Genomic DNA, 17095 nt, shown 5'->3' with positions numbered 1-17095 from the left:
GAGTGTCTTAGCTCACGACTGCCATCGGACAGATCGCTTCAACCGAAGCGATCTAAGAGGCGTGAATGGTCAAGACCACGACGATGCACAGGAAAAAAACGCCGTGCCAGCTCTGTCCGCTGCGGCGATTGCCGCATTTTCGCGAATTCAGTCGCGATGAGCTGAGTTTCGTCTCGGATTTCAAGAAGGGTGAGCTTGTCGTCGACGCCGGTGCGACGATCTTTCTGGAGGGTGCCCACAGCGCCCACCTTTTCACGATCCTTTCCGGCTGGGGCTTTCGCTATAAAACCCTCGAAGACGGACGCAGGCAGATCCTCAACTATGTGATGCCCGGCGACCTCATCGGCCTGCAAGGCTCGATCATGGGCGAGATGCAGCATTCGACCGAGGCTTTATCGCCGGTCTCGCTCTGTGTTTTCGAGCGTGCGGAACTGATGGCGCTCTACAACAAGCATCCGTCGCTCGCCTTCGATCTCACGTGGATCGCCGCGCGCGAAGAACGCATTTTGGACGAACACCTCTTAAGCATCGGTCGCAGGTCCGCGCTGGAAAGAGCCGCCTATCTGCTCGCCTACCTGCATCAACGGGCTAAGGCCCTGCATCTCTTCGACGGCAGCAAGGTCATTCCTATCACGCAGCAGCACATCGCCGACACGCTCGGTCTCTCCATCGTTCATACGAACAAGACATTGAAAAAGCTGTCGGAACGCGGCTTGATCCGCTGGCATGAACGCGGCTGCGACGTGTTGAATGGTCAAGGACTCGCCGCGCTTGCCGAGTGGGACGGGCTGGATGCGGGCGTGCGACCGTTCATCTGACGTGGTGGCAATGATGTGGCCGCCACATGTCTTTTTTAAATGTTCATGACGAGTGTATCAGCATAGACTACATTTTCGTCACTTTTCGACCAGTTTCACCTTTTACTAACCGCGGCGGCAAATGCGTTTGGAGCATGATGACGAGCCCATAGTCCGGCGGGACAAAAAGTGCGAAGCGGGTCAGGGCAAGGTCATGTCACATGAGATCTAGCCAATACGGATGGGGGAATGCCATCCATTCAACACGGGCCGATGATTGGCGCCGGAGGGATAGATGTGGGAATGTTTACGGGGCACGACGCCGCTTGGCGCGGGGATGCGGGGGCGGCGCTGATATGACAGTTCAGCGCGTTCTCATTTTGGAAGACAATCTGATCATTGCCATGGAGGCGGAGGAAATCCTTCGTCTCATCGGGGTCAAGGAGGTGGAAATCGCCTCGAACCTGGAACAGGCGGTCAACGCCATTCACACCGAGAGTTATGATTTTGCGGTGCTCGACGTCAATCTGGGGGAGTCGATGAGTTTCGGCTTTGCCCGGTTGCTGAGGGAGCGCGGCATCGCCTTCGGCTTCGTCAGCGGCTATCCCGATACGCTCGATTTTCCACCCGATTTGCGGCATGTGCCGTTGCTCAACAAGCCTTTCGACGAGGCCGCCATGTGGGCGTTCGTCGACAGGCTGGCACCGGCAGAGCCATCAAGCAGCCCGCTACCAAGCGGATCGTCTGACATGTGACAGCGCCTGCCGTTTGTCCTAAACTCGAATCACGACATTCTATAGGACGAACCGGCCGATGCAGTGGCAGGATCAGGCGATCATCTTGGGCGTCAAACGCCTTGGCGAGACGAGTGTCGTCGCCGAGGTGATGACGCGTGATCGCGGTCGGCACATGGGATTGGTGCGCTCCGGCCGGTCCCGCGCCATGCAGCCGGTGCTGCAGGCTGGCAATCTGGTCGAAGTGACCTGGCGGGCACGGCTGCATGAGCATCTCGGCGAGTTCCGCATGGAGCCGGTGCGATTGCGGGCGGCGAGGCTGATGGAGACGGCGACCGCCGTCTATGGCGTGCAAGCCATGGGCGCTCTGCTGCGCCTGCTGCCTGAGCGTGACCCGCATCCGCATCTCTATGATGCGCTGAATGTGATTCTCGAAAACCTGCAGAACCCCATGGATGCCGGCGAACTTTTCGTCCGCTTCGAGCTGGCGGTCCTCAATGACCTGGGTTTCGGCCTCGATCTGACGGAGTGCGCGGCGACGGGAACGCACGACGATCTTGCCTTTGTTTCGCCGAAGACAGGGCGAGCCGTCTGCCGTGCCGCAGGCCTGCCTTGGGCCGACAAGATGCTGGTGTTGCCGCCTTTCCTCGCCGCCGGCGCCGTCGAAGCAGCGGATGCCGGCAGTCTCGCTGCCGCCTTCCGCCTGACCGGCTTTTTCCTGCATCGCCATGTCTACGAACCGCGCGGCATAGAGATTGCCGCGGCGCGCGACGGCTTCATCCAGGCGGCGTTGAAAGCGATGAATGCGGCGTCCTTGGAAGCACAGGAGCGGCCGAGCATTGCCGCAAAAAGATAGAGCATAATCCGAAAGGATCATGCTCTAAGGCATGATTCGGAAGTAAAAAAGCGCTTCAAACAGCCATATTCGATGCTGCCGACATGACTTCCCGTGGGGCGGGAATGCCAAACATATGGCGGCCAGCCTCTTCGACCTCCGTGAACGACCAGCGGATGACACCATCCCGATCGAGCAGGAATTCGCCGACAAGCTGGCCTTCGCCGGTGGCGATCATCCGCTTGTCATCCTCGTTGACTTCATAGCCGTCCGCCTTGTCGAGGAATTCCATCGCTGCCATCGGGTTCATGGGCTCTGGAAGCTCGCCTGGCAGATCGATGCGCATCGACATCACCGCATCCATGCTGACCTTGTGCGGCCAGTCATTCTCAGCCTCGGTAAACTGAAGATTCGGCAGGCCGAAGGCCTTGTGCGACACCCGTTCCGGGTCGGAGGCTGCCAGCAAATTGGGAAGCGGATGGTAGCGGAAGTAGAGGCGGGCGCGCTCGATCGGCGTGTTGACGACGGTCAGGCTGTCTATGCCTTTTTCCTGCAATGCATCGGTGAGCTCGGCCATGGCGGCGATCTGCCGGCGACAGAAGGGGCAATGCAGCCCGCGGAACAATCCGACAAACACCGGCTTCTGGCCGCGAAAATCGTCGATGGCGACCTTGCCCTGCCGCGTGATCGCATCCAGCACGACGTTCGGTGCGCGATCTCCAGGCTGCAATGGTCTTCCGGCGTGGTTCTCCTGCATGGTTCGTTCCTCCCTTTAAGTGCTTGAATCGATTCTCCCAATGGATCTCCGACGACCATCATGACGAGGACAATCAGTCGAGAAACGGCAATACGACGAGTGTGCCTGGATCGAGGTTGTGGCGGATGCACACATCCTGTGCCAGCGAGAAATACCGTTCCGCCTCATCCATGTCGTCATGCTCAAGGCTCAGTGTCGCCAGGCCATCATAGCACGGAAAAAGCAGTTGCGGTTCGTCAATTTCCTTCGCGACCTCAAGGGCTTCCTCGTAATACTTACGAGCTAGCTTCGGCTGCCCATGGCATTGATGGATCTGCCCGAGGACGATCAGCGGTACGGAGAGATGGTCACGCTGATCGAGTGCGCGATCGATCTCCACTGCCTTCTCCGCCGCCGGCACACCTTCGGCGGCGCAACGATCCGTGAAGGTGCAGCAGGAAACGGCGAGGTTGGCGAGAAGGCGTGCCTGGAAGCCGAGATCGCCGATCCGGGTTGCGACCTCCAGCCCGCGCCGGCAAACTTTGATGGCGTTGGCCGGATCGACAATTGTGTAGAGCACGCCGAGATTGGAATAGGCCCGACAGGCGGCACTTTGCAGATCGGCCTTTTCGGCAACGGTGAGGCTGCGCTCCACTTCCTGCACGGCATCGCGGCGGCGACCGAGCCGTGCGAGTGCAGCGCCCTTGGTGTTCAGCGCCTCCGCCATCGCTCGCGCTGCCTCCCGTCCGGCCTCGGTCGTTCCGTCAATCGGTAGCGTTTGCAGCCGCTGCAGGGCCTGTGTCGCCCATTCGGCGGCAGCGGCCTGATCGCCCATGCGGAACGCCAGATGGCCGCGCTCCTGCAGGAGATGCGCATGTTCGATCGGCGCATCTATTGTCGCGATCATGACTTCGGCCTCGGCGCAATGTGCCTCCGCTTGATCGCGGCGGCCCGCTTCGAGATGCAGCCGGCCGATCTTACGCAATATCCTCGCCGCCGCGATCCGATCGTCTCCGGTACGATGGATCGCAAGCGCTTGCTGATAATGGTTCAAGGCGGCATCGCGGCGACCGGCAGGGCCGCAGAGATCGGCGAGACGCTCCAAGAGTGCCAATTGTTCCGGCGCCACCTCCGGCTCGTTTGCAAAGGCGGCAAGCGCCTGGCGGTAGAGGCGCATCGCGTCGTCATTGGCGTAGGTCTTGCGCGCCAGATCGCCGGCAGCCATCAGGTAGCTGGCCCCCTTTGCCTTCTCGGTGGTCAGGCTGAAATGATGACCGAGCTGTGATAAATGCTCCGGCCGGTCGGGCGCTGAGCCATATTGGCGCTCCAGAACCCGTCCGATCCGGTGATGAAGCTCCATGCGCCGTTGCAGCAGGAGATTATGGTAGATGACGTCATGCAGCAGGGACTGGCTGAAGCGATAGGCGGGAGAAACACCGGCATCAGGCCCGCGCAATTCCTCGATGATATTTGCATCGCAGAGATAATCCAACGCAGCATCGATGGCAGTCGGGTCGGTGGCGACGGAGCAGAGCAGGGCGGTGTCGAACTTCGGGCCGACCACCGCCGCCTCCTGCGCCAACCGTCTAATCTCCTGCGGCAGACGATCGACGCGGGCAAGCAAGAGAGCCTGCAGATTGACTGGAATATCGACATCCGTCTCTTCCGCCGCAACTTGCCAGCGCTGACCGTCATTGTGCAGCCTGCCCATATCGATCAATCCCCGCAGGATCTCTTCGATGAAGAGCGGATTGCCGCCGGCGCGATCAAGGATGCGCTTGCGCATCGCGACCGGCAGCTTGCTATGGCTCTCGCCGAAAAACGCGGCGAGCAGCTTCTGCCCGTCGGTTGCGTTGAGTGGGCCAAGACGTTGGACGGTAACGCTGACGCGATTGGAGTCCAGCGGATCGATCTGCGATGTCGGCCGGTAGATCGCAAGCAGCATCAGCCGGCTGCGCTCCAGCCGATCCAGCATGAAGCGAAGCACTTCCAGCGAGGCCGCATCCGCCCAATGCAGATCCTCGATGACAAGCAGTAGAGGACCCTGCGCCAGCCGCCGCTCGAAGACGGTGCGGACCGCATAGAAGATCTGCCGCCGCAACTGTTCCGGCTCGATGTGCCGCAGCGCTCCACTGGGGTCACCGAGGCCGAGGACATGCAGAAAGAGCGGCGAAAGTCCCTCGACATCCTCCTGCGTGAGATCGAGCGCGCGGAAACCCGTCGCCAGTAATTGTCGCGTCCTGTCGAGATTGTCCCGCTCGCCGATGCCGTAGGCACTGCGCACGACCGCGGCAAGCGTGCCATAGGACTGTTCGCCGAGAGGGGAGCAGGTCGCCTTGCGGATGGCTAGGCCCTGAAAGCGGGCTGCATTGCCGGCGATCCCGATGAATTCATTGACCAGCCGCGACTTGCCGATGCCGGCTTCGCCGATGAGGCGGACAAGTTGCGCCGCACCGCCGCAGGCAAGGTCGAGACAGGTCAATAGCCGCGACAATTCGGTATCCCGTCCGATCATCGGGGCTCGCAGGCCGAAACTCTCGAGCCCGCGCGCCGTATGCGGTGCCTCCAAAGGTCCTGTCAGCCGATGGACAAGCACGTTGCCGCTTTTGCCGCGCAAGGCTTGGGCGCCGAGGCTGTCGAAAGCGAAGGCATGGCGGGTGAGGCGATAGGTCAGCGGCCCGACGAGGATATCGTTTTCGCCGGCCATGGATTGCAGGCGTTGGGCGGTATTCACCGTGTCGCCGGTGACGGAATAGGATTTTGTGCTAACGGCGCCGAAGCCGCCGGTGACGACCGGGCCGCTGTTGATGCCGATATGCAGACGTAGCGGTACGCCGGCGCGCGGCTGCCAGCGCTCGCCGACCTGCGTCGCCCGATCGATCATGTTGAGCGCTGCATTCAGTGCCCGCATCGGATCGTCCTCATGGGCAACCGGCGCGCCGAACAGAGCCAGCAGCGCATCGCCGACGAACTTGTCGACAAAGCCGCCATAGGCCTCGACCGCCTGGGTCATCTCTTCGAACAATTCGTTCTGCAGCACCCGCATCACTTCCGGGTCGATCTGCTCGCTCAATGTCGTGAAGCCGCAGAGATCGGCAAAAAGCACGGTCACCGGTCGCCGGTCGGCATCGTCCCCGGATTTTGCCGGCGGAGCCTCGATGATCGGCTTGGCTGCGGATGGGGCTTTGTCGGAAATCGCGGCGCCGCATCGGGGGCAGAAAGCAAAATCAGGCTGACAGGGAAAGCCGCACGCGGCGCAGGAGATGGGTTGCTTTGCGCCGCATCGCGGACAGAAAGCAAAACCGCTCTGAATATCGAAACCGCAGCCCGCACATTCCATCGGACGCACCTCGAAAAAGCCCGGTGCGCCACGGCTCCTTCAGCCGCAACCAACGGTCTTCAATATGGCGATAAACATGAACCTGCTGCCTCAGGCCCGCAAGCACTAAACAAGTGGTAGAACGACTATCGCCGTTTGAATGACCAGCCCTCGGGCCGCCCCTCGATCACGGTCACCGTATCGCCGATCTTTACCGTGCCTTCGCCGCGCGGTGCGGCATTCCAGCCGAAGAGCGGACCGGGGACGCGGCGGTCGGCAGACATGCGGACGCGGCCCATGGCGGGCATCGGGTTCGGAACGTCGCGCGAGCCGGTTTTCTGGTCCTGCGTCGTCATGATGCAGCGGGCGCATGGCTTGACGAGATCGAGCCGAATGCCGCCGATCTCGATCGCCGCCCAGCGGTCCTCGGGCCACTCCTCATCGCAGTCGATGACGATGTTGGGGCGAAAACGCTCCATGCCGACCGAACCCTCGCCATGGGTGGCAAGATCGGCATTTAGCGCCTTCAGCGAGCCGGTGGTGGTGATCAGGATCTGGTATCCGTCGACGAAGGTAACCGGCGCGTCGCCGCCGGCCCATTCCGGATTGGCGACGCGCTTGGCGAGCCTGTCGAAGAAGACCATTTTGACGTCGCGACCGAGCCACGCCGACAGGGCCTTGTTGGTTTCCTCGTCGGCAACAGAAGCGCTGACATCCGATTTCCAGACGACGACATCCATGCGGTTGTCCGGGTGCGGCGGAGGCACGATGATGTCGGCCTTGCCCTCCATTTTCAGACGCAGATAGGAGGGGCCAGGCTGGATGTCGATGCGGGCAAGATCCTGCAATTCGCGTTGCGTGATGAATTGGCCTGATGGTTCGACCAGCATGGCGCGACGATCGCCGACCAGGCCGAAAGCGTCGACGGAGGCGGATGGAATGGCAATGCCGCGCGCACTCTTGAGCGGATAGATGAAGAGATCGCTGATCCGCATGAATAGCCCTCAGATTTCGTCGATGAACATTGCCAGCACCGTCTTCAACCGCTCGTGCCGCTCGCCGGCAAACCTGCGGCCGGTTTCGGTTTTAAACCCATCCGCTAGTTTGAACAGCTTTGTCTCGAAATGGTCAATGGCGAAGCGCTTGTCGTCCAGCGGCCGCTCTGTCGCGAGCGGGTCGAACGGATCGTAGAGGCCCGAGCCCAGGCGCCCCGCGATATAGAAACAACGGGCAGCGCCGACCATGCCGATCGCATCCAGCCGGTCGGCATCCTGCAGCATTTTCGCCTCCGGCGTTTCCGGCGGAATATTGGCGGAAAAGCTGTGCGTGGTGATCGCGTGCGATACGGCGGCGATATCCTCGCCAGCCCATCCAAGCTCCCTCAGGATGCCCGAGGCCTTCTCGGCTGCCAGCCGCGATGCCTGGGCGCGATGCGGCGAATTTTTCTCCACCGAGACGCAATCATGCAGCAATACGGCGGCGGCGAGGATGCGGGCATCGCCGCCTTCTTCGGCCTGGATCGACATGGCGCTCTTGAAGACGCGCAGGATGTGGGCGACGTCGTGCGAGCCGTCGTCGCCATCGGCCGCATGTGGAATAAGCTGCGCGGCGAGCGTCTCGAACGGGGCAAAGGCCCGCGCCATCCTGTTGGTATCCATCTTCGGCCCCATGTCGGAGTGATCTGTCGGAATGATCTCGTGCGTTCCTACCGGGCGCAGAGATTCGCCGCAATCATTCCGTCGTTTTCCTCCCCGTCAGGACCTTCTGATAGAACAGGCCGATGCCGATCAGCACCGCGCCGAGGCCGATGAACGATAGTGCCCGCAGGAAGCCTTCGAGATTTGCCATGTCGATCAGAAACACTTTCACGACAGCGACGAACACCAGCGCAGCCGACGCGATACGCAGGCTGCGAGCATCGAAACGCGCCCCAAGCCAAAGAAGGGCGATGCCGATCAGCAGCCAGACGACGGAATAGGAATAGACTTCCCCCTGGATGAAGTCATTCCAGAACGGGATGTATTCGCCCTGCCAGAAACGGCGCACCGACAGCGTCGCCCAGGCAAAGGCCATGACCGCGCCGGCGACGGCCAACATCGTCACATAAGGCCGTGGCCGTCTGCCCCGCGCATAGAGCGCCAAGCCGCCATAGGCGATCGCCGGCAGCAGATAGCCGAGCAGCAACAGGTTGAAGAAAGGAATCCCGCCGGTGCTTTCGCCTGTCATGAAGGGGTTGAGCCCGAGCAAATGCAACGACAGGATCAGGATGACGGAGAGGACACCGAGCGCCATTCCGCCATAACGGAAGACGGGGCTCGATGCGCTGAGATCAAGCGCCATCAGCGTCGCCGAGGCGCCGATCGCCAGCAATGTGTAGATCGATTGTTCGCTGAGCGTCGGAATGTTTGCATTCAAGACGCCGCCGTTCATCGCATGGCGCACCAGGATTGCGATGGTCAGCAGCACCAGGAAGCTCGCAAGCGCCTGCAGCGTGTTGCGCAGCCGGAGGTCCTGCGAATGCCTGAGCTCGAAGGCGGCCCAGACGGCGAGGGCCGCGGGGATGCCGTAACCAGCAAGCAGCATGTTGAAGATCGGCGTCGTGCCGAGTTCATCCGGGTCGACGATGGTCGGCTGCCAGGCAATGCGCCCGAGGGTGATGAGCAGCGCCGCAACCATCGTCCATGGCAGGGCCGGCCAGGAGCGGGCGCGCCCGGCGAGCAGAAATGCCATGCCAAGCACCGGCAGCAGTATCGTCGGGGTGGCGTCATGGGTCAGCGTATGAAGAGCGAAGACCAGGGCAGCGAAGGAGCCTGCCGCGAGGATATTGGTCGGCAAGGCCCCGTTGGCTTCCGGGGAACGGCGGTGCTGCAATTCGGCGAGCGCCATCAGGACCGCAGCAAGCACGATGCCATAAAGCCCATGCAGCCAGTCGCGCATCCAGTTGCCGAAGGTGACATAGCTGATCACGGCGATCGTCAGCGGCGTGGCGACCATGATCGCGCTCCATAGCGCGGCAAAGGGCTTCTCGCTTTCGCCAAAACGCTTGAGAAAGAAGAAGCCGGCGATGACAAAGATCGCGCCAAGGCCGAGACCGTCATAGACGACAAGATGGGAAAGTGCCGGAACGATCTGCGCTATGTTCAGCTCCGCACCGATCTCCGGCTGCATCAGGGCGATGAACATGCCAAAGCCGGCCGCTATCGCCGACAGGATTGCCGCCCAGGCCGCATACACGCGGCTGGCTCCGAAGGCCGCAACGGTTGCGACGATCACAGCGAAGAGCAGCGATGCGTCCGGGAGCGGGTATCCGTACAGAAGACTGTAAGCGAGGAAGGCCAGGGCGACCGCGGCGCTGCCGATCGATGCCGTCAGCGTCATTCCAAGCGGTGCGCGCGCCAGGAACGCGGCCCAATGGCTGGCCGGTGGTGCGACCGATAACTCCTCGGTTTCGACCGAATCTATATCTTTCTCGATCGTTGCGGCTGCTCCATAGCGTCCGGGCCAAATGAAAATCGTGCCGGCGATCATCGCCAGCATGGCCAGAGTAACCGGGGGCAGGTCGACGACATCGCTATTGAAGATGTAAAGCAGCGGCCAGATGCTGAGGAGGGCATTGGCGAAAGACGGTACGGTGTGCCAACGGCGCAGGCGCGATGCCGCAATGGTGGCGAGCCACGTGAAGACGAGATAGCCGAACAGCGTCCACGGTCTTGGCGCCGTCGAGGCAATGAGCACCGGGGTGATCATGGAAGCCAGGAGCCCAAGCCCCGCAAGCGCCTGGCCATGCAGCAGCGACAGGCCAAGCGTGGCGAGCGAAATCAGCCCCAGAAGGACGAAGGCGGCCGCCGGTCCGATGAAGCCGTAAATGCCATGGGCAGCATAGGTCGAGCCGAACAGCGCGACGACACCCGCCGCCGTCAGCACGCCGGGGATCATCGCGTTCTGGAAGGTGTTGGCCAGCATAGGCTCGGACCGGCGCCGGATGACTTCGCCAGCAGCGATAAGGACCAAGCCGAAGATGGCGGCAAGCACCAGCCGCACGACAGGACTGAGCAGGCCGCTTTCGATCGAATATTTGACCAGGAAGATGCCGCCGAGCGCCAGCGCAATACCGCCCACCCAGACGGCCCAGCGGGCGCCAATCGTGCTCTCCAGACTTTCGTCTTTCTGCTGAAGGGCGGCCGCGACCATGTCCTCTTGTTGCTCTGGCGTGCCGCCATCGGAAAAGGCGGCTTCCTCCATGTCTGACATTGTCTCTGCAGCGGCTTCGGTCAATGGCTGCGCCGCGGTTTCGGACGCTTCGATTACCTCTTCAACAGACTCTGCCGCTGCTGCTGATTCGCCTGCACCGACCGACAACACGTGCCCGGCAAGCGCATTTTGCAGCTCTGAAACGCGGCTTTCCAGCCGTTGTAGCCGTTGGTTGTAGCTGCGCAGGATCAAAATACCCACGACCACAATCACGATCAGCAGCAGTTCAGTCATATCCACTCCATGGGCTTCCGTCGTTACATTATACGAAAAGACCAGGACAGGAAGGGCCAATCGGCCGATTTTCCCTATGATTACAGTGAATTACCAGATAGAGAGCGGGACGCATCGCGCGGTCGGCCATCATAGACTTATTAGGAAATAGCGATTTATAACTTGAAAACTATTGTTAATACTCATTAACAATTCGTCTTTACCCGGGCGGCAAATCAGCCTATCAACACTCATAGTTAACCAGAACGTATTGCGTACAAACGACGTCGCATGAGGCGGCTCCTCACCCAAGGAGGTTTGTATGTCCCATGTATCTTCCACATCCAATAGTACCTATCCTTATCGCGGTACGCTTTCGCGGCTCGATGCGAATGACGACGGTGTTTTGAGTCGTGAAGAGCGCGAAGCCGACGAGCGTCCGGGCATTCTCGAGACCGATGCGGTCGATAACGGTAGCGCTAATGGCGCATTGGGCAGCCTGATGGCAAAGCTGATGCAAATGCCCACCGGTAGCGCGACGACGGGCAAAATGTCCGCGGCCAGTAATGCTTACGACCTCGATCTGTTGACGCCGATGGATGCTTACAACAGCACTTACGGCCAATACGACGTGGACAGCAGCATGGCGGCCTGAGCGGTCGCCTTGGCCATGCCATCATAAAGGCCCGCCGGACAGTGGCGGGCCTTTTTGCGTCCAAGACCTGCCCATTTCTCTTCTCGCGGGAACACCCGACCCTGTGATGCGTTGCCTTCACGACTCAAACGGGAGAATGTTCCATGAGGACGATCATTATTGCTGCGGCCCTGGCCTTGACGGCAGCTCTGCCCGCGACTGCGCAGGACAAGCAGACGGCAATTGCCAATTTTATCGGTGTCGACGGCAAACAGGCGGGACGGGCGGTCCTGACCGAGGCGAAGACGGGCGTGCTGATCGAACTTGACGTGTCCGGCCTGCCTGCCAATCGATGGGTCGCCTTCCATATTCACGAGAACAATCATTGTGACCACACGCACGGCTTCGAATCCGCCGGCGGCCATTTCAATCCCGCAAATGCCGAACACGGCCTGCTTGCGGCCAATGGCCCGCATGCCGGCGACATGCCTAATCAATATGTCGATCAGGACGGCAAGCTCAGGGCGCAAGTCTTCAACGGCATGGTCTTGCTGGACGGCAAAAACGGCATTCGCGGCCGAACGCTGATGATCCATGCGGAGTCGGATGATTACCGCAGCCAACCTGTCGGCGGCGCCGGTAAACGGCTGGCTTGCGCCGTTATCGAATAGCCCTGCGCCAAGGGTGATTCGCTCGACTGTCGTGATCTGCGCCAAGCAGCGGTTGTCTCTCGCTCGCAGAGGTCCACCGCCAATATGATTCGCTGCCTGTCAATTGGGGTTAATAATCAATTAACACCTATCTTTGACCGCCTCCGAAAATCGGCCTATGCCAATCGGCATTTCAACGAGCGTACTGCGTCCCACCGAAAACGCCTGACAGCGTTTACTTCAGGAGATTTGGATGAGTGGTATTTCTTCAGTTGGAAGCAGCATGAGCGCTGCCTCGTACAATCCCCTTGATAAGAATCACGATGGCGTTGTGGACGCCCAGGAGCTGCAGGAAGCAGCACAATCCGGCCTCCTGTCTGCAAGCGTTCTTGCCGACGAGGACAGTGACGACAGCAGCGATCAGAGCGCCACGGGCGCTTTCTCGGGCAATCTGGCGTCTATGCTGCTGCAGATGCAGCAGAGCAGCGGCAGTGGCGAGACCAGCACTGATTCGTCAGCCACCGACACCTCATCCGTGGAAAAGACGTCCAACAGCAGCAGCGGCGGCACGGCCACGAGCGACAATACCAGCCAGAATGCGTTGGAAGTCTTCATCAAAGAGATGGAGGCCTCGATGAATGTCTATCAGAATACCTACGGTCAATACGATCCCGATCCGTCGGATAGCGTTGCCGCCTGATCGGCCGTTCTCGTAAAAGCTGAAAATGGACGGAGATTGCGCAAGCGCAGTCTCCGTTTTTATATGACGCCGATTTCCGTTTGTAGCGACAAGACAAAGGGCGCGTTGCCGTCCGCATCGGCGCCACGGCCGATCGCTTTGACGGCGTCGACGAGCCGGCCTTTGCGGTCAAGCATCTGGTCACCGATCATGATCAGCCGTGCATTCGGCGTCGCATAGGGCGAGGCGCTGCGCAGCCGATGGGCAAGCGCCAGATCGTCCTGCTCGGGATGGACGGCAAGCGCTGCGATCAGCGCGGCCGCGGGGGAGCGCGACACGCCCATCCAGCAATGGATCAGTAGCGGTGCCGTGCGATCCCAGTTTCTGGCAAAATCGATGATATCGCGGACATGCGTTTCCTGCGGTGCCACAAGGTCGCCGGTGCCGGGAAAGCTGATGTCGTTCATGCCAAGCAGCAGGTGCCGTTCTGCTTTGATCACCGCCGGCCGGTGAAACGTCTGTTCCTTGGCCATCAAGCTGATCATTTCGGATGCGCCGTGACGAACGGCCATCTCGGCGATGCGTGCCAGCGGCGATACGACAATCGCGGTCATGCGTCGGTTCTCACGATGGCGCGTTCTGCCTCGATCGCCGCGAAGCGCGCCAGGAAAAGCCTCTGTGCTTCGATCGCCGGCATCGGTTCCATCGGCAACATCTCCTGCGTAATGCCGCGAGGCTGGCCGAAGAACTTGCGCGCTTCCTGCGGCGTGAAACCGGCAAGCAGCGTCGCCTCGAAATAGGCAGAGACCGTATCGGCCTTCTTGATCTTTTCCTTCAATGCCGGCCCGCAATGCGGCGGCAGGGTAAAGCGTCGGTAGATCGCGGCTTCCAGGCGCTTCTCCACCACCTTGTAGTCGCCGCCGACCACGGATTTGAACGGCGAGATCATGTCGCCGATGACATATTCGGGCGCATCGTGCAGCAGCGCCGCTAACTGCTCGTCCGGCGTCGGCTGGTTGAGATGCCGGAAGATCGTCTCCACCACGAGACTGTGTTGCGCCACCGAGAAAGCGTGATCCCCGGAGGTCTGGCCGTTCCAGCGCGCCACGCGGGCAAGCCCGTGGGCAATATCGCTGATCTCGACGTCGAGCGGCGAAGGGTCCAGCAGATCCAGCCTGCGGCCGGACAACATGCGCTGCCAGGCGCGCGGGATATTACCCGCTGTCATGCCGAAGCCTCATCGCTCTGCGTGGGGAAGGAGAGGCCGGACCAGGCGGGCAGCGCGAGCGAAACTTCGCGATCTGCCGCAAGGATCGGCGTGCCGGCGGCGATGGCTTCGCCGGCGCGGTCGATGCGGACGATGGCAAGGCCCTTGGCGCCCTCGATCGAACCGAGCGTGCCGATCGGCTTGCCATCGGCAGTCAACTCGGTGCCGGTGGCGGGCAGATCGGCGCTGCCGCTGACGATGACGACCCGCCGGCGTGCCGTGCCGCGATGCTGCATGCGGGACACCACTTCCTGACCGACATAGCAGCCCTTGCGGAAGCCGAGGCCGCCGTTCAGATCCATCAGCACGTCATGCGGAAAAGCATCCTGCAGGGCGAAATCCTGGCCGGAAAGTGCAATGCCATTGGCGATGCGGAGCGTCTGGTAGAGCGCCTCCGCATCGTCGCCGTGCTGGCCGGGCGTGCGCGTCAGCGTGATCCCTGCATTGGCAAAACGGCTGTCCTTCCGGCTTTCAGCCGCATTCTCGCCCCAGGCGACCGTGACGCCTTCCGTCTCTATTACAGCAAAATCGACCGGTGCGCGCAGGCGGTACATGGTGAGCCGCTTCAGAAGCCCTTCTCTCTGCGCTGCATCGGTCTCCAACAGAAAGCCGGGGCCATCCCGCCAGATCATGAAATCGAACAGGATCTTGCCTTGCGGTGTGAGGAGCGCGCCGGGACGGGCCTCGTCCGCGCCGAGCGAGGCAAGATCGGTGGTGATGAGATTGTGCAGGAAGGCTTCCGCCTCCGCGCCGGTGACGCGAAGAAAGGAGCGATCTCTGAGGAATACGGCTGGCATTGTGGACCCGCTAATTTGGCCTATCGCTCAGAGGTAAGGCCTCCGGTCGGGAACCGCAAGTTCTGAGCAGGGATCATTCGCCCGACGTGAAGAATTTCCACTTGCCATCGGGCGTGATGCCGACGCGGTAGAAATTATAGCCGCCGAATTCCAGCATGTCGGAGAAATCGCCGGCGGTAACGATGCGCATCAAATCGACCTTTTCCGGCGCAGTCAGGGACTTGATGTCCTTCTCCGCGAAATAGGGCCAGACATACATTTCATCCGGTGTGCCCTGGCCGACATGCGCAAAGCCGGACGACATGATGTCAAGGAGAATGGAGAGGATCTCGATACCATCTGGATCGCCGGAAAGATCATGCAGCGTCTTGATCGGGTCTTCGGTCGGATCGTCCGCCGTTACCTGCGTCTGCTTGAGGCCGCCGCCAACGTTCATCAGCGGACGCAGACGCTCGAGATCGCCGGAGGCGGCCGCCTCGACGATCGCTTCCCGCAGCTTGCGCACCGGCTCAGGCGCCTTGCTGATATCGAAGAGAATCTCCGCCTGCTTGCCGCCATTCGGTGCACTGCTCGATGCGGCACCACTGCTCTGTCCGGCCTGGTTGTTAACCAGCGGATCGGGTGCGGGAATTGTTTTTGAGGGTGCCTCCAGCGCCTCTTCGACCGGCTTGTCATTGCGCTGCTGCGCTGATTTCCCGGCAACGCCCGGCTGGGCGGCGGGCGGATTGAGCTGGGAGAAGGCAAAGGCCGGGAAAGGGAGGGCGAGGCTGCCGAAAAACATGGTCGCTACGGCAAGCGAGGCAATGGAACGTCGAAACTCATTGCCCGGTACGGTGTGCATAGGGATCTCTGGCTGTTATTGCAGGGTGCGGTTCGGAGAGAATTCACCAGCAAGCATGCGGTCCCTAAGTGATTCGAGCAAGGCTTCTGCGCCCTGTTCTCCCTGAATGCGAATAGTCTCGCGGATGGCATGGGCAATTGCAGCGTCGGCGATGATTTCCGGCTCGATGCCGTCAGCCATCCCGTCAGCCCAGGCCTCGTTCTGGTATTCCAGCGCTGCCTGCCTTTTTTCGTGGACAATCATGTCGTCGATGTCGTTCAGGCTTGGTTCCATTGTTTCGTTCCTCGAGACGTCCATGTCCTTACCGCTTGATTAACGACTTTATCAGCCTTTTCCTAAAACGACACGGCTCGGCATGAAAAGGGGTTAATAAATCGTCAATTTCCAAAGCGAGCGGTTATTTCTGTGGCAAGTGTTGCACCTTCGTTACGGTAGCGCTCCTCAGCCACGATAGCCTGCGGCGTGCAATCCGTGTAAACCGATGCAAAGGATCTATATCCTCGGTTGAACGAGGCAGTCAGTTTTTCCTTGCGTTTCGGCTCGTCTTTCGTCTCTGCGTCCAGCAATCGCTGCATATCAGCCCGCCAGGAATCTTCTTTTCCGGTGTTGCAGAGATTGCGCAGATAGTGGATCGAGCCGAGAATTTCGGCGAGCCGTGACAACTGATCGTCATAGGGCGTCGGCCGCTCAGCATTATCGGTGTTGCCCGGCACCTGCGCCTCCGGAACGCTCGCCGGAGGCTGCGCAAAGGCCGGAAATGCGGCCACAAACGCGGCGCAGACCGGGAACAGGTTGATGAGGCGACGGTGATTCATACACACAGTTGATATGCCAAGCATGACCGGAGCAAGGCGAAAGCCTCACTTTCCACGCCGTTATTGTTACGCATCGTTAACGCTGGGGCTTCGAATATCTTGTTAGACCCGAGCAGCCGTCAGCCGTTCGGCGCATTCGAGCACGCTCGCCGGAACGGGCAGGACGCGGATCTCTTCCAGCGAATACCAGCCGATCGCCGCGGCATCGTCGGCAGCTTCGGCAATCGCATCCTCGTCGGCATCGACCAGAAAGACCGACAGAACGAAATGGCTGACGAGCTTCCCGTCTGCTGCATGGCTCCTGAGATCGTAGGTCTCGTAGAGACGGGGGTTTCGGGCTGATATTCCGGTCTCTTCCCTGAACTCCCGCAATGCCGTTTCCGACGGCGTTTCGCCGTCTTCGGCTCGCCCGCCGGGAAAGGCATACATGTCTGCGGATGGCGGATTGCGCCGCAACACCAGCAGGAACCGGCCGTCACGTTCGAGGATGGCGGAGGAGGCGGGGCGAGGGGTGGAGGTCATGGGTC

At 60.8% G+C, this 17095-nt stretch carries 18 protein-coding genes; 6 read left to right on the top strand and 12 right to left on the bottom strand.

Annotation, left to right across the window (positions count from 1 at the left end; all coding sequences use genetic code 11):
* Positions 1-65 precede the first annotated feature (65 nt).
* The 3 genes from ACXHXG_RS01460 to recO all read left to right on the top strand — a co-directional run bounded on the left by ACXHXG_RS01460 (position 66) and on the right by recO (position 2387).
* Positions 66-818 carry a Crp/Fnr family transcriptional regulator gene (locus tag ACXHXG_RS01460; RefSeq protein ID WP_260303517.1) on the top strand — a complete coding sequence of 251 codons (753 nt, stop codon included), beginning with the start codon at positions 66-68 and terminating at the stop codon, positions 816-818.
* Positions 819-1018: 200 nt separating this feature from the next.
* Entirely contained in the window at positions 1019-1552 is a 534-nt protein-coding gene (locus ACXHXG_RS01455) for a response regulator (RefSeq protein ID WP_457898298.1), read from the top strand.
* Between the two features lie 58 nt (positions 1553-1610).
* Complete coding sequence (gene recO, locus ACXHXG_RS01450; RefSeq protein WP_457898297.1) at positions 1611-2387, top strand: DNA repair protein RecO; 777 nt, start codon at positions 1611-1613, stop codon at positions 2385-2387.
* Between the two features lie 55 nt (positions 2388-2442).
* Here recO and ACXHXG_RS01445 read toward each other — a convergent pair whose 3' ends face one another.
* The 5 genes from ACXHXG_RS01445 to ACXHXG_RS01425 all read right to left on the bottom strand — a co-directional run bounded on the left by ACXHXG_RS01445 (position 2443) and on the right by ACXHXG_RS01425 (position 10906).
* Positions 2443-3123: a peroxiredoxin-like family protein gene (locus tag ACXHXG_RS01445; protein ID WP_104822515.1), complete on the bottom strand. Its 681-nt coding sequence runs from the start codon at positions 3121-3123 to the stop codon at positions 2443-2445.
* Positions 3124-3196: 73 nt separating this feature from the next.
* Positions 3197-6442 (bottom strand): adenylate/guanylate cyclase domain-containing protein, encoded by a 3246-nt coding sequence (locus ACXHXG_RS01440; RefSeq protein WP_457898296.1) that lies wholly within the window; start codon positions 6440-6442, stop codon positions 3197-3199.
* A gap of 125 nt (positions 6443-6567) precedes the next feature.
* A complete protein-coding gene (locus ACXHXG_RS01435; RefSeq protein ID WP_457898295.1) occupies positions 6568-7416 on the bottom strand; it encodes an MOSC domain-containing protein in 849 nt (282 codons plus the stop codon).
* Positions 7417-7425: 9 nt separating this feature from the next.
* Positions 7426-8079, bottom strand: a complete 654-nt coding sequence (locus tag ACXHXG_RS01430; RefSeq protein WP_199773531.1) for an HD domain-containing protein — start codon at positions 8077-8079, stop codon at positions 7426-7428.
* A 73-nt stretch (positions 8080-8152) separates the two neighbouring features.
* Positions 8153-10906 carry a DUF2339 domain-containing protein gene (locus ACXHXG_RS01425; protein ID WP_457898294.1) on the bottom strand — a complete coding sequence of 918 codons (2754 nt, stop codon included), beginning with the start codon at positions 10904-10906 and terminating at the stop codon, positions 8153-8155.
* A 301-nt stretch (positions 10907-11207) separates the two neighbouring features.
* Between ACXHXG_RS01425 and ACXHXG_RS01420 the strand changes: the two genes are divergently transcribed.
* From ACXHXG_RS01420 to ACXHXG_RS01410, 3 genes are all read left to right on the top strand, one after another.
* Positions 11208-11540, top strand: coding sequence for a hypothetical protein (locus ACXHXG_RS01420; RefSeq protein WP_260303548.1), 333 nt, complete (start codon positions 11208-11210; stop codon positions 11538-11540).
* A gap of 143 nt (positions 11541-11683) precedes the next feature.
* Positions 11684-12190, top strand: a complete 507-nt coding sequence (locus ACXHXG_RS01415) for a superoxide dismutase family protein (protein ID WP_283049740.1) — start codon at positions 11684-11686, stop codon at positions 12188-12190.
* A gap of 262 nt (positions 12191-12452) precedes the next feature.
* Positions 12453-12869 (top strand): hypothetical protein, encoded by a 417-nt coding sequence (locus ACXHXG_RS01410; RefSeq protein ID WP_457898293.1) that lies wholly within the window; start codon positions 12453-12455, stop codon positions 12867-12869.
* Positions 12870-12928: 59 nt separating this feature from the next.
* Here the strand turns inward: ACXHXG_RS01410 and ACXHXG_RS01405 are convergent, their stop codons facing one another.
* The 7 genes from ACXHXG_RS01405 to ACXHXG_RS01375 all read right to left on the bottom strand — a co-directional run bounded on the left by ACXHXG_RS01405 (position 12929) and on the right by ACXHXG_RS01375 (position 17090).
* Positions 12929-13462 (bottom strand): tyrosine phosphatase family protein, encoded by a 534-nt coding sequence (locus ACXHXG_RS01405; RefSeq protein ID WP_457898292.1) that lies wholly within the window; start codon positions 13460-13462, stop codon positions 12929-12931.
* The gene (locus ACXHXG_RS01400) at positions 13459-14076 is read right to left on the bottom strand and encodes a YfbR-like 5'-deoxynucleotidase (RefSeq protein ID WP_457898291.1); all 618 of its coding nucleotides are present in this window, start codon (positions 14074-14076) and stop codon (positions 13459-13461) included. The genes ACXHXG_RS01405 and ACXHXG_RS01400 overlap by 4 nt, the downstream gene beginning before the upstream one ends.
* The gene (gene ygfZ / locus ACXHXG_RS01395; RefSeq protein ID WP_457898290.1) at positions 14073-14912 is read right to left on the bottom strand and encodes a CAF17-like 4Fe-4S cluster assembly/insertion protein YgfZ; all 840 of its coding nucleotides are present in this window, start codon (positions 14910-14912) and stop codon (positions 14073-14075) included. The genes ACXHXG_RS01400 and ygfZ overlap by 4 nt, the downstream gene beginning before the upstream one ends.
* 73 nt (positions 14913-14985) lie before the next feature.
* Positions 14986-15753 (bottom strand): hypothetical protein, encoded by a 768-nt coding sequence (locus ACXHXG_RS01390; RefSeq protein ID WP_457898289.1) that lies wholly within the window; start codon positions 15751-15753, stop codon positions 14986-14988.
* A 15-nt stretch (positions 15754-15768) separates the two neighbouring features.
* Positions 15769-16026: a hypothetical protein gene (locus ACXHXG_RS01385; protein ID WP_028753410.1), complete on the bottom strand. Its 258-nt coding sequence runs from the start codon at positions 16024-16026 to the stop codon at positions 15769-15771.
* Between the two features lie 104 nt (positions 16027-16130).
* A complete protein-coding gene (locus ACXHXG_RS01380; protein WP_445944982.1) occupies positions 16131-16592 on the bottom strand; it encodes a TIGR02301 family protein in 462 nt (153 codons plus the stop codon).
* Positions 16593-16670: 78 nt separating this feature from the next.
* On the bottom strand, positions 16671-17090 hold the full coding sequence (locus tag ACXHXG_RS01375; protein ID WP_457898288.1) for an NUDIX hydrolase: 420 nt from the start codon (positions 17088-17090) through the stop codon (positions 16671-16673).
* Positions 17091-17095: the final 5 nt, after the last annotated feature.

Source organism: Rhizobium sp. LEGMi-198b (assembly GCF_054114205.1).
The sequence above is the reverse complement of the archived record's forward strand: the minus strand, read 5'-3'. Positions and strand labels throughout refer to the sequence as shown.

Excerpts from the sequence above, each read along its gene's own strand:
- ACXHXG_RS01415 (WP_283049740.1), top strand. The coding sequence starts at position 11,684 with ATGAGGACGATCATTATTGCTGCGGCCCTGGCCTTGACGGCAGCTCTG.
- ACXHXG_RS01430 (WP_199773531.1), bottom strand. The coding sequence starts at position 8,079 with ATGGATACCAACAGGATGGCGCGGGCCTTTGCCCCGTTCGAGACGCTC.
- ACXHXG_RS01455 (WP_457898298.1), top strand. The coding sequence starts at position 1,019 with ATGAGATCTAGCCAATACGGATGGGGGAATGCCATCCATTCAACACGG.
- ygfZ (WP_457898290.1), bottom strand. The coding sequence starts at position 14,912 with ATGCCAGCCGTATTCCTCAGAGATCGCTCCTTTCTTCGCGTCACCGGC.
- ACXHXG_RS01375 (WP_457898288.1), bottom strand. The coding sequence starts at position 17,090 with ATGACCTCCACCCCTCGCCCCGCCTCCTCCGCCATCCTCGAACGTGAC.
- ACXHXG_RS01420 (WP_260303548.1), top strand. The coding sequence starts at position 11,208 with ATGTCCCATGTATCTTCCACATCCAATAGTACCTATCCTTATCGCGGT.
- ACXHXG_RS01390 (WP_457898289.1), bottom strand. The coding sequence starts at position 15,753 with ATGCACACCGTACCGGGCAATGAGTTTCGACGTTCCATTGCCTCGCTT.
- ACXHXG_RS01440 (WP_457898296.1), bottom strand. The coding sequence starts at position 6,442 with ATGGAATGTGCGGGCTGCGGTTTCGATATTCAGAGCGGTTTTGCTTTC.
- ACXHXG_RS01445 (WP_104822515.1), bottom strand. The coding sequence starts at position 3,123 with ATGCAGGAGAACCACGCCGGAAGACCATTGCAGCCTGGAGATCGCGCA.
- ACXHXG_RS01405 (WP_457898292.1), bottom strand. The coding sequence starts at position 13,462 with ATGACCGCGATTGTCGTATCGCCGCTGGCACGCATCGCCGAGATGGCC.
- ACXHXG_RS01425 (WP_457898294.1), bottom strand. The coding sequence starts at position 10,906 with ATGACTGAACTGCTGCTGATCGTGATTGTGGTCGTGGGTATTTTGATC.
- ACXHXG_RS01385 (WP_028753410.1), bottom strand. The coding sequence starts at position 16,026 with ATGGAACCAAGCCTGAACGACATCGACGACATGATTGTCCACGAAAAA.
- ACXHXG_RS01435 (WP_457898295.1), bottom strand. The coding sequence starts at position 7,416 with ATGCGGATCAGCGATCTCTTCATCTATCCGCTCAAGAGTGCGCGCGGC.
- ACXHXG_RS01380 (WP_445944982.1), bottom strand. The coding sequence starts at position 16,592 with ATGCTTGGCATATCAACTGTGTGTATGAATCACCGTCGCCTCATCAAC.
- ACXHXG_RS01460 (WP_260303517.1), top strand. The coding sequence starts at position 66 with ATGGTCAAGACCACGACGATGCACAGGAAAAAAACGCCGTGCCAGCTC.
- ACXHXG_RS01400 (WP_457898291.1), bottom strand. The coding sequence starts at position 14,076 with ATGACAGCGGGTAATATCCCGCGCGCCTGGCAGCGCATGTTGTCCGGC.
- ACXHXG_RS01410 (WP_457898293.1), top strand. The coding sequence starts at position 12,453 with ATGAGCGCTGCCTCGTACAATCCCCTTGATAAGAATCACGATGGCGTT.
- recO (WP_457898297.1), top strand. The coding sequence starts at position 1,611 with ATGCAGTGGCAGGATCAGGCGATCATCTTGGGCGTCAAACGCCTTGGC.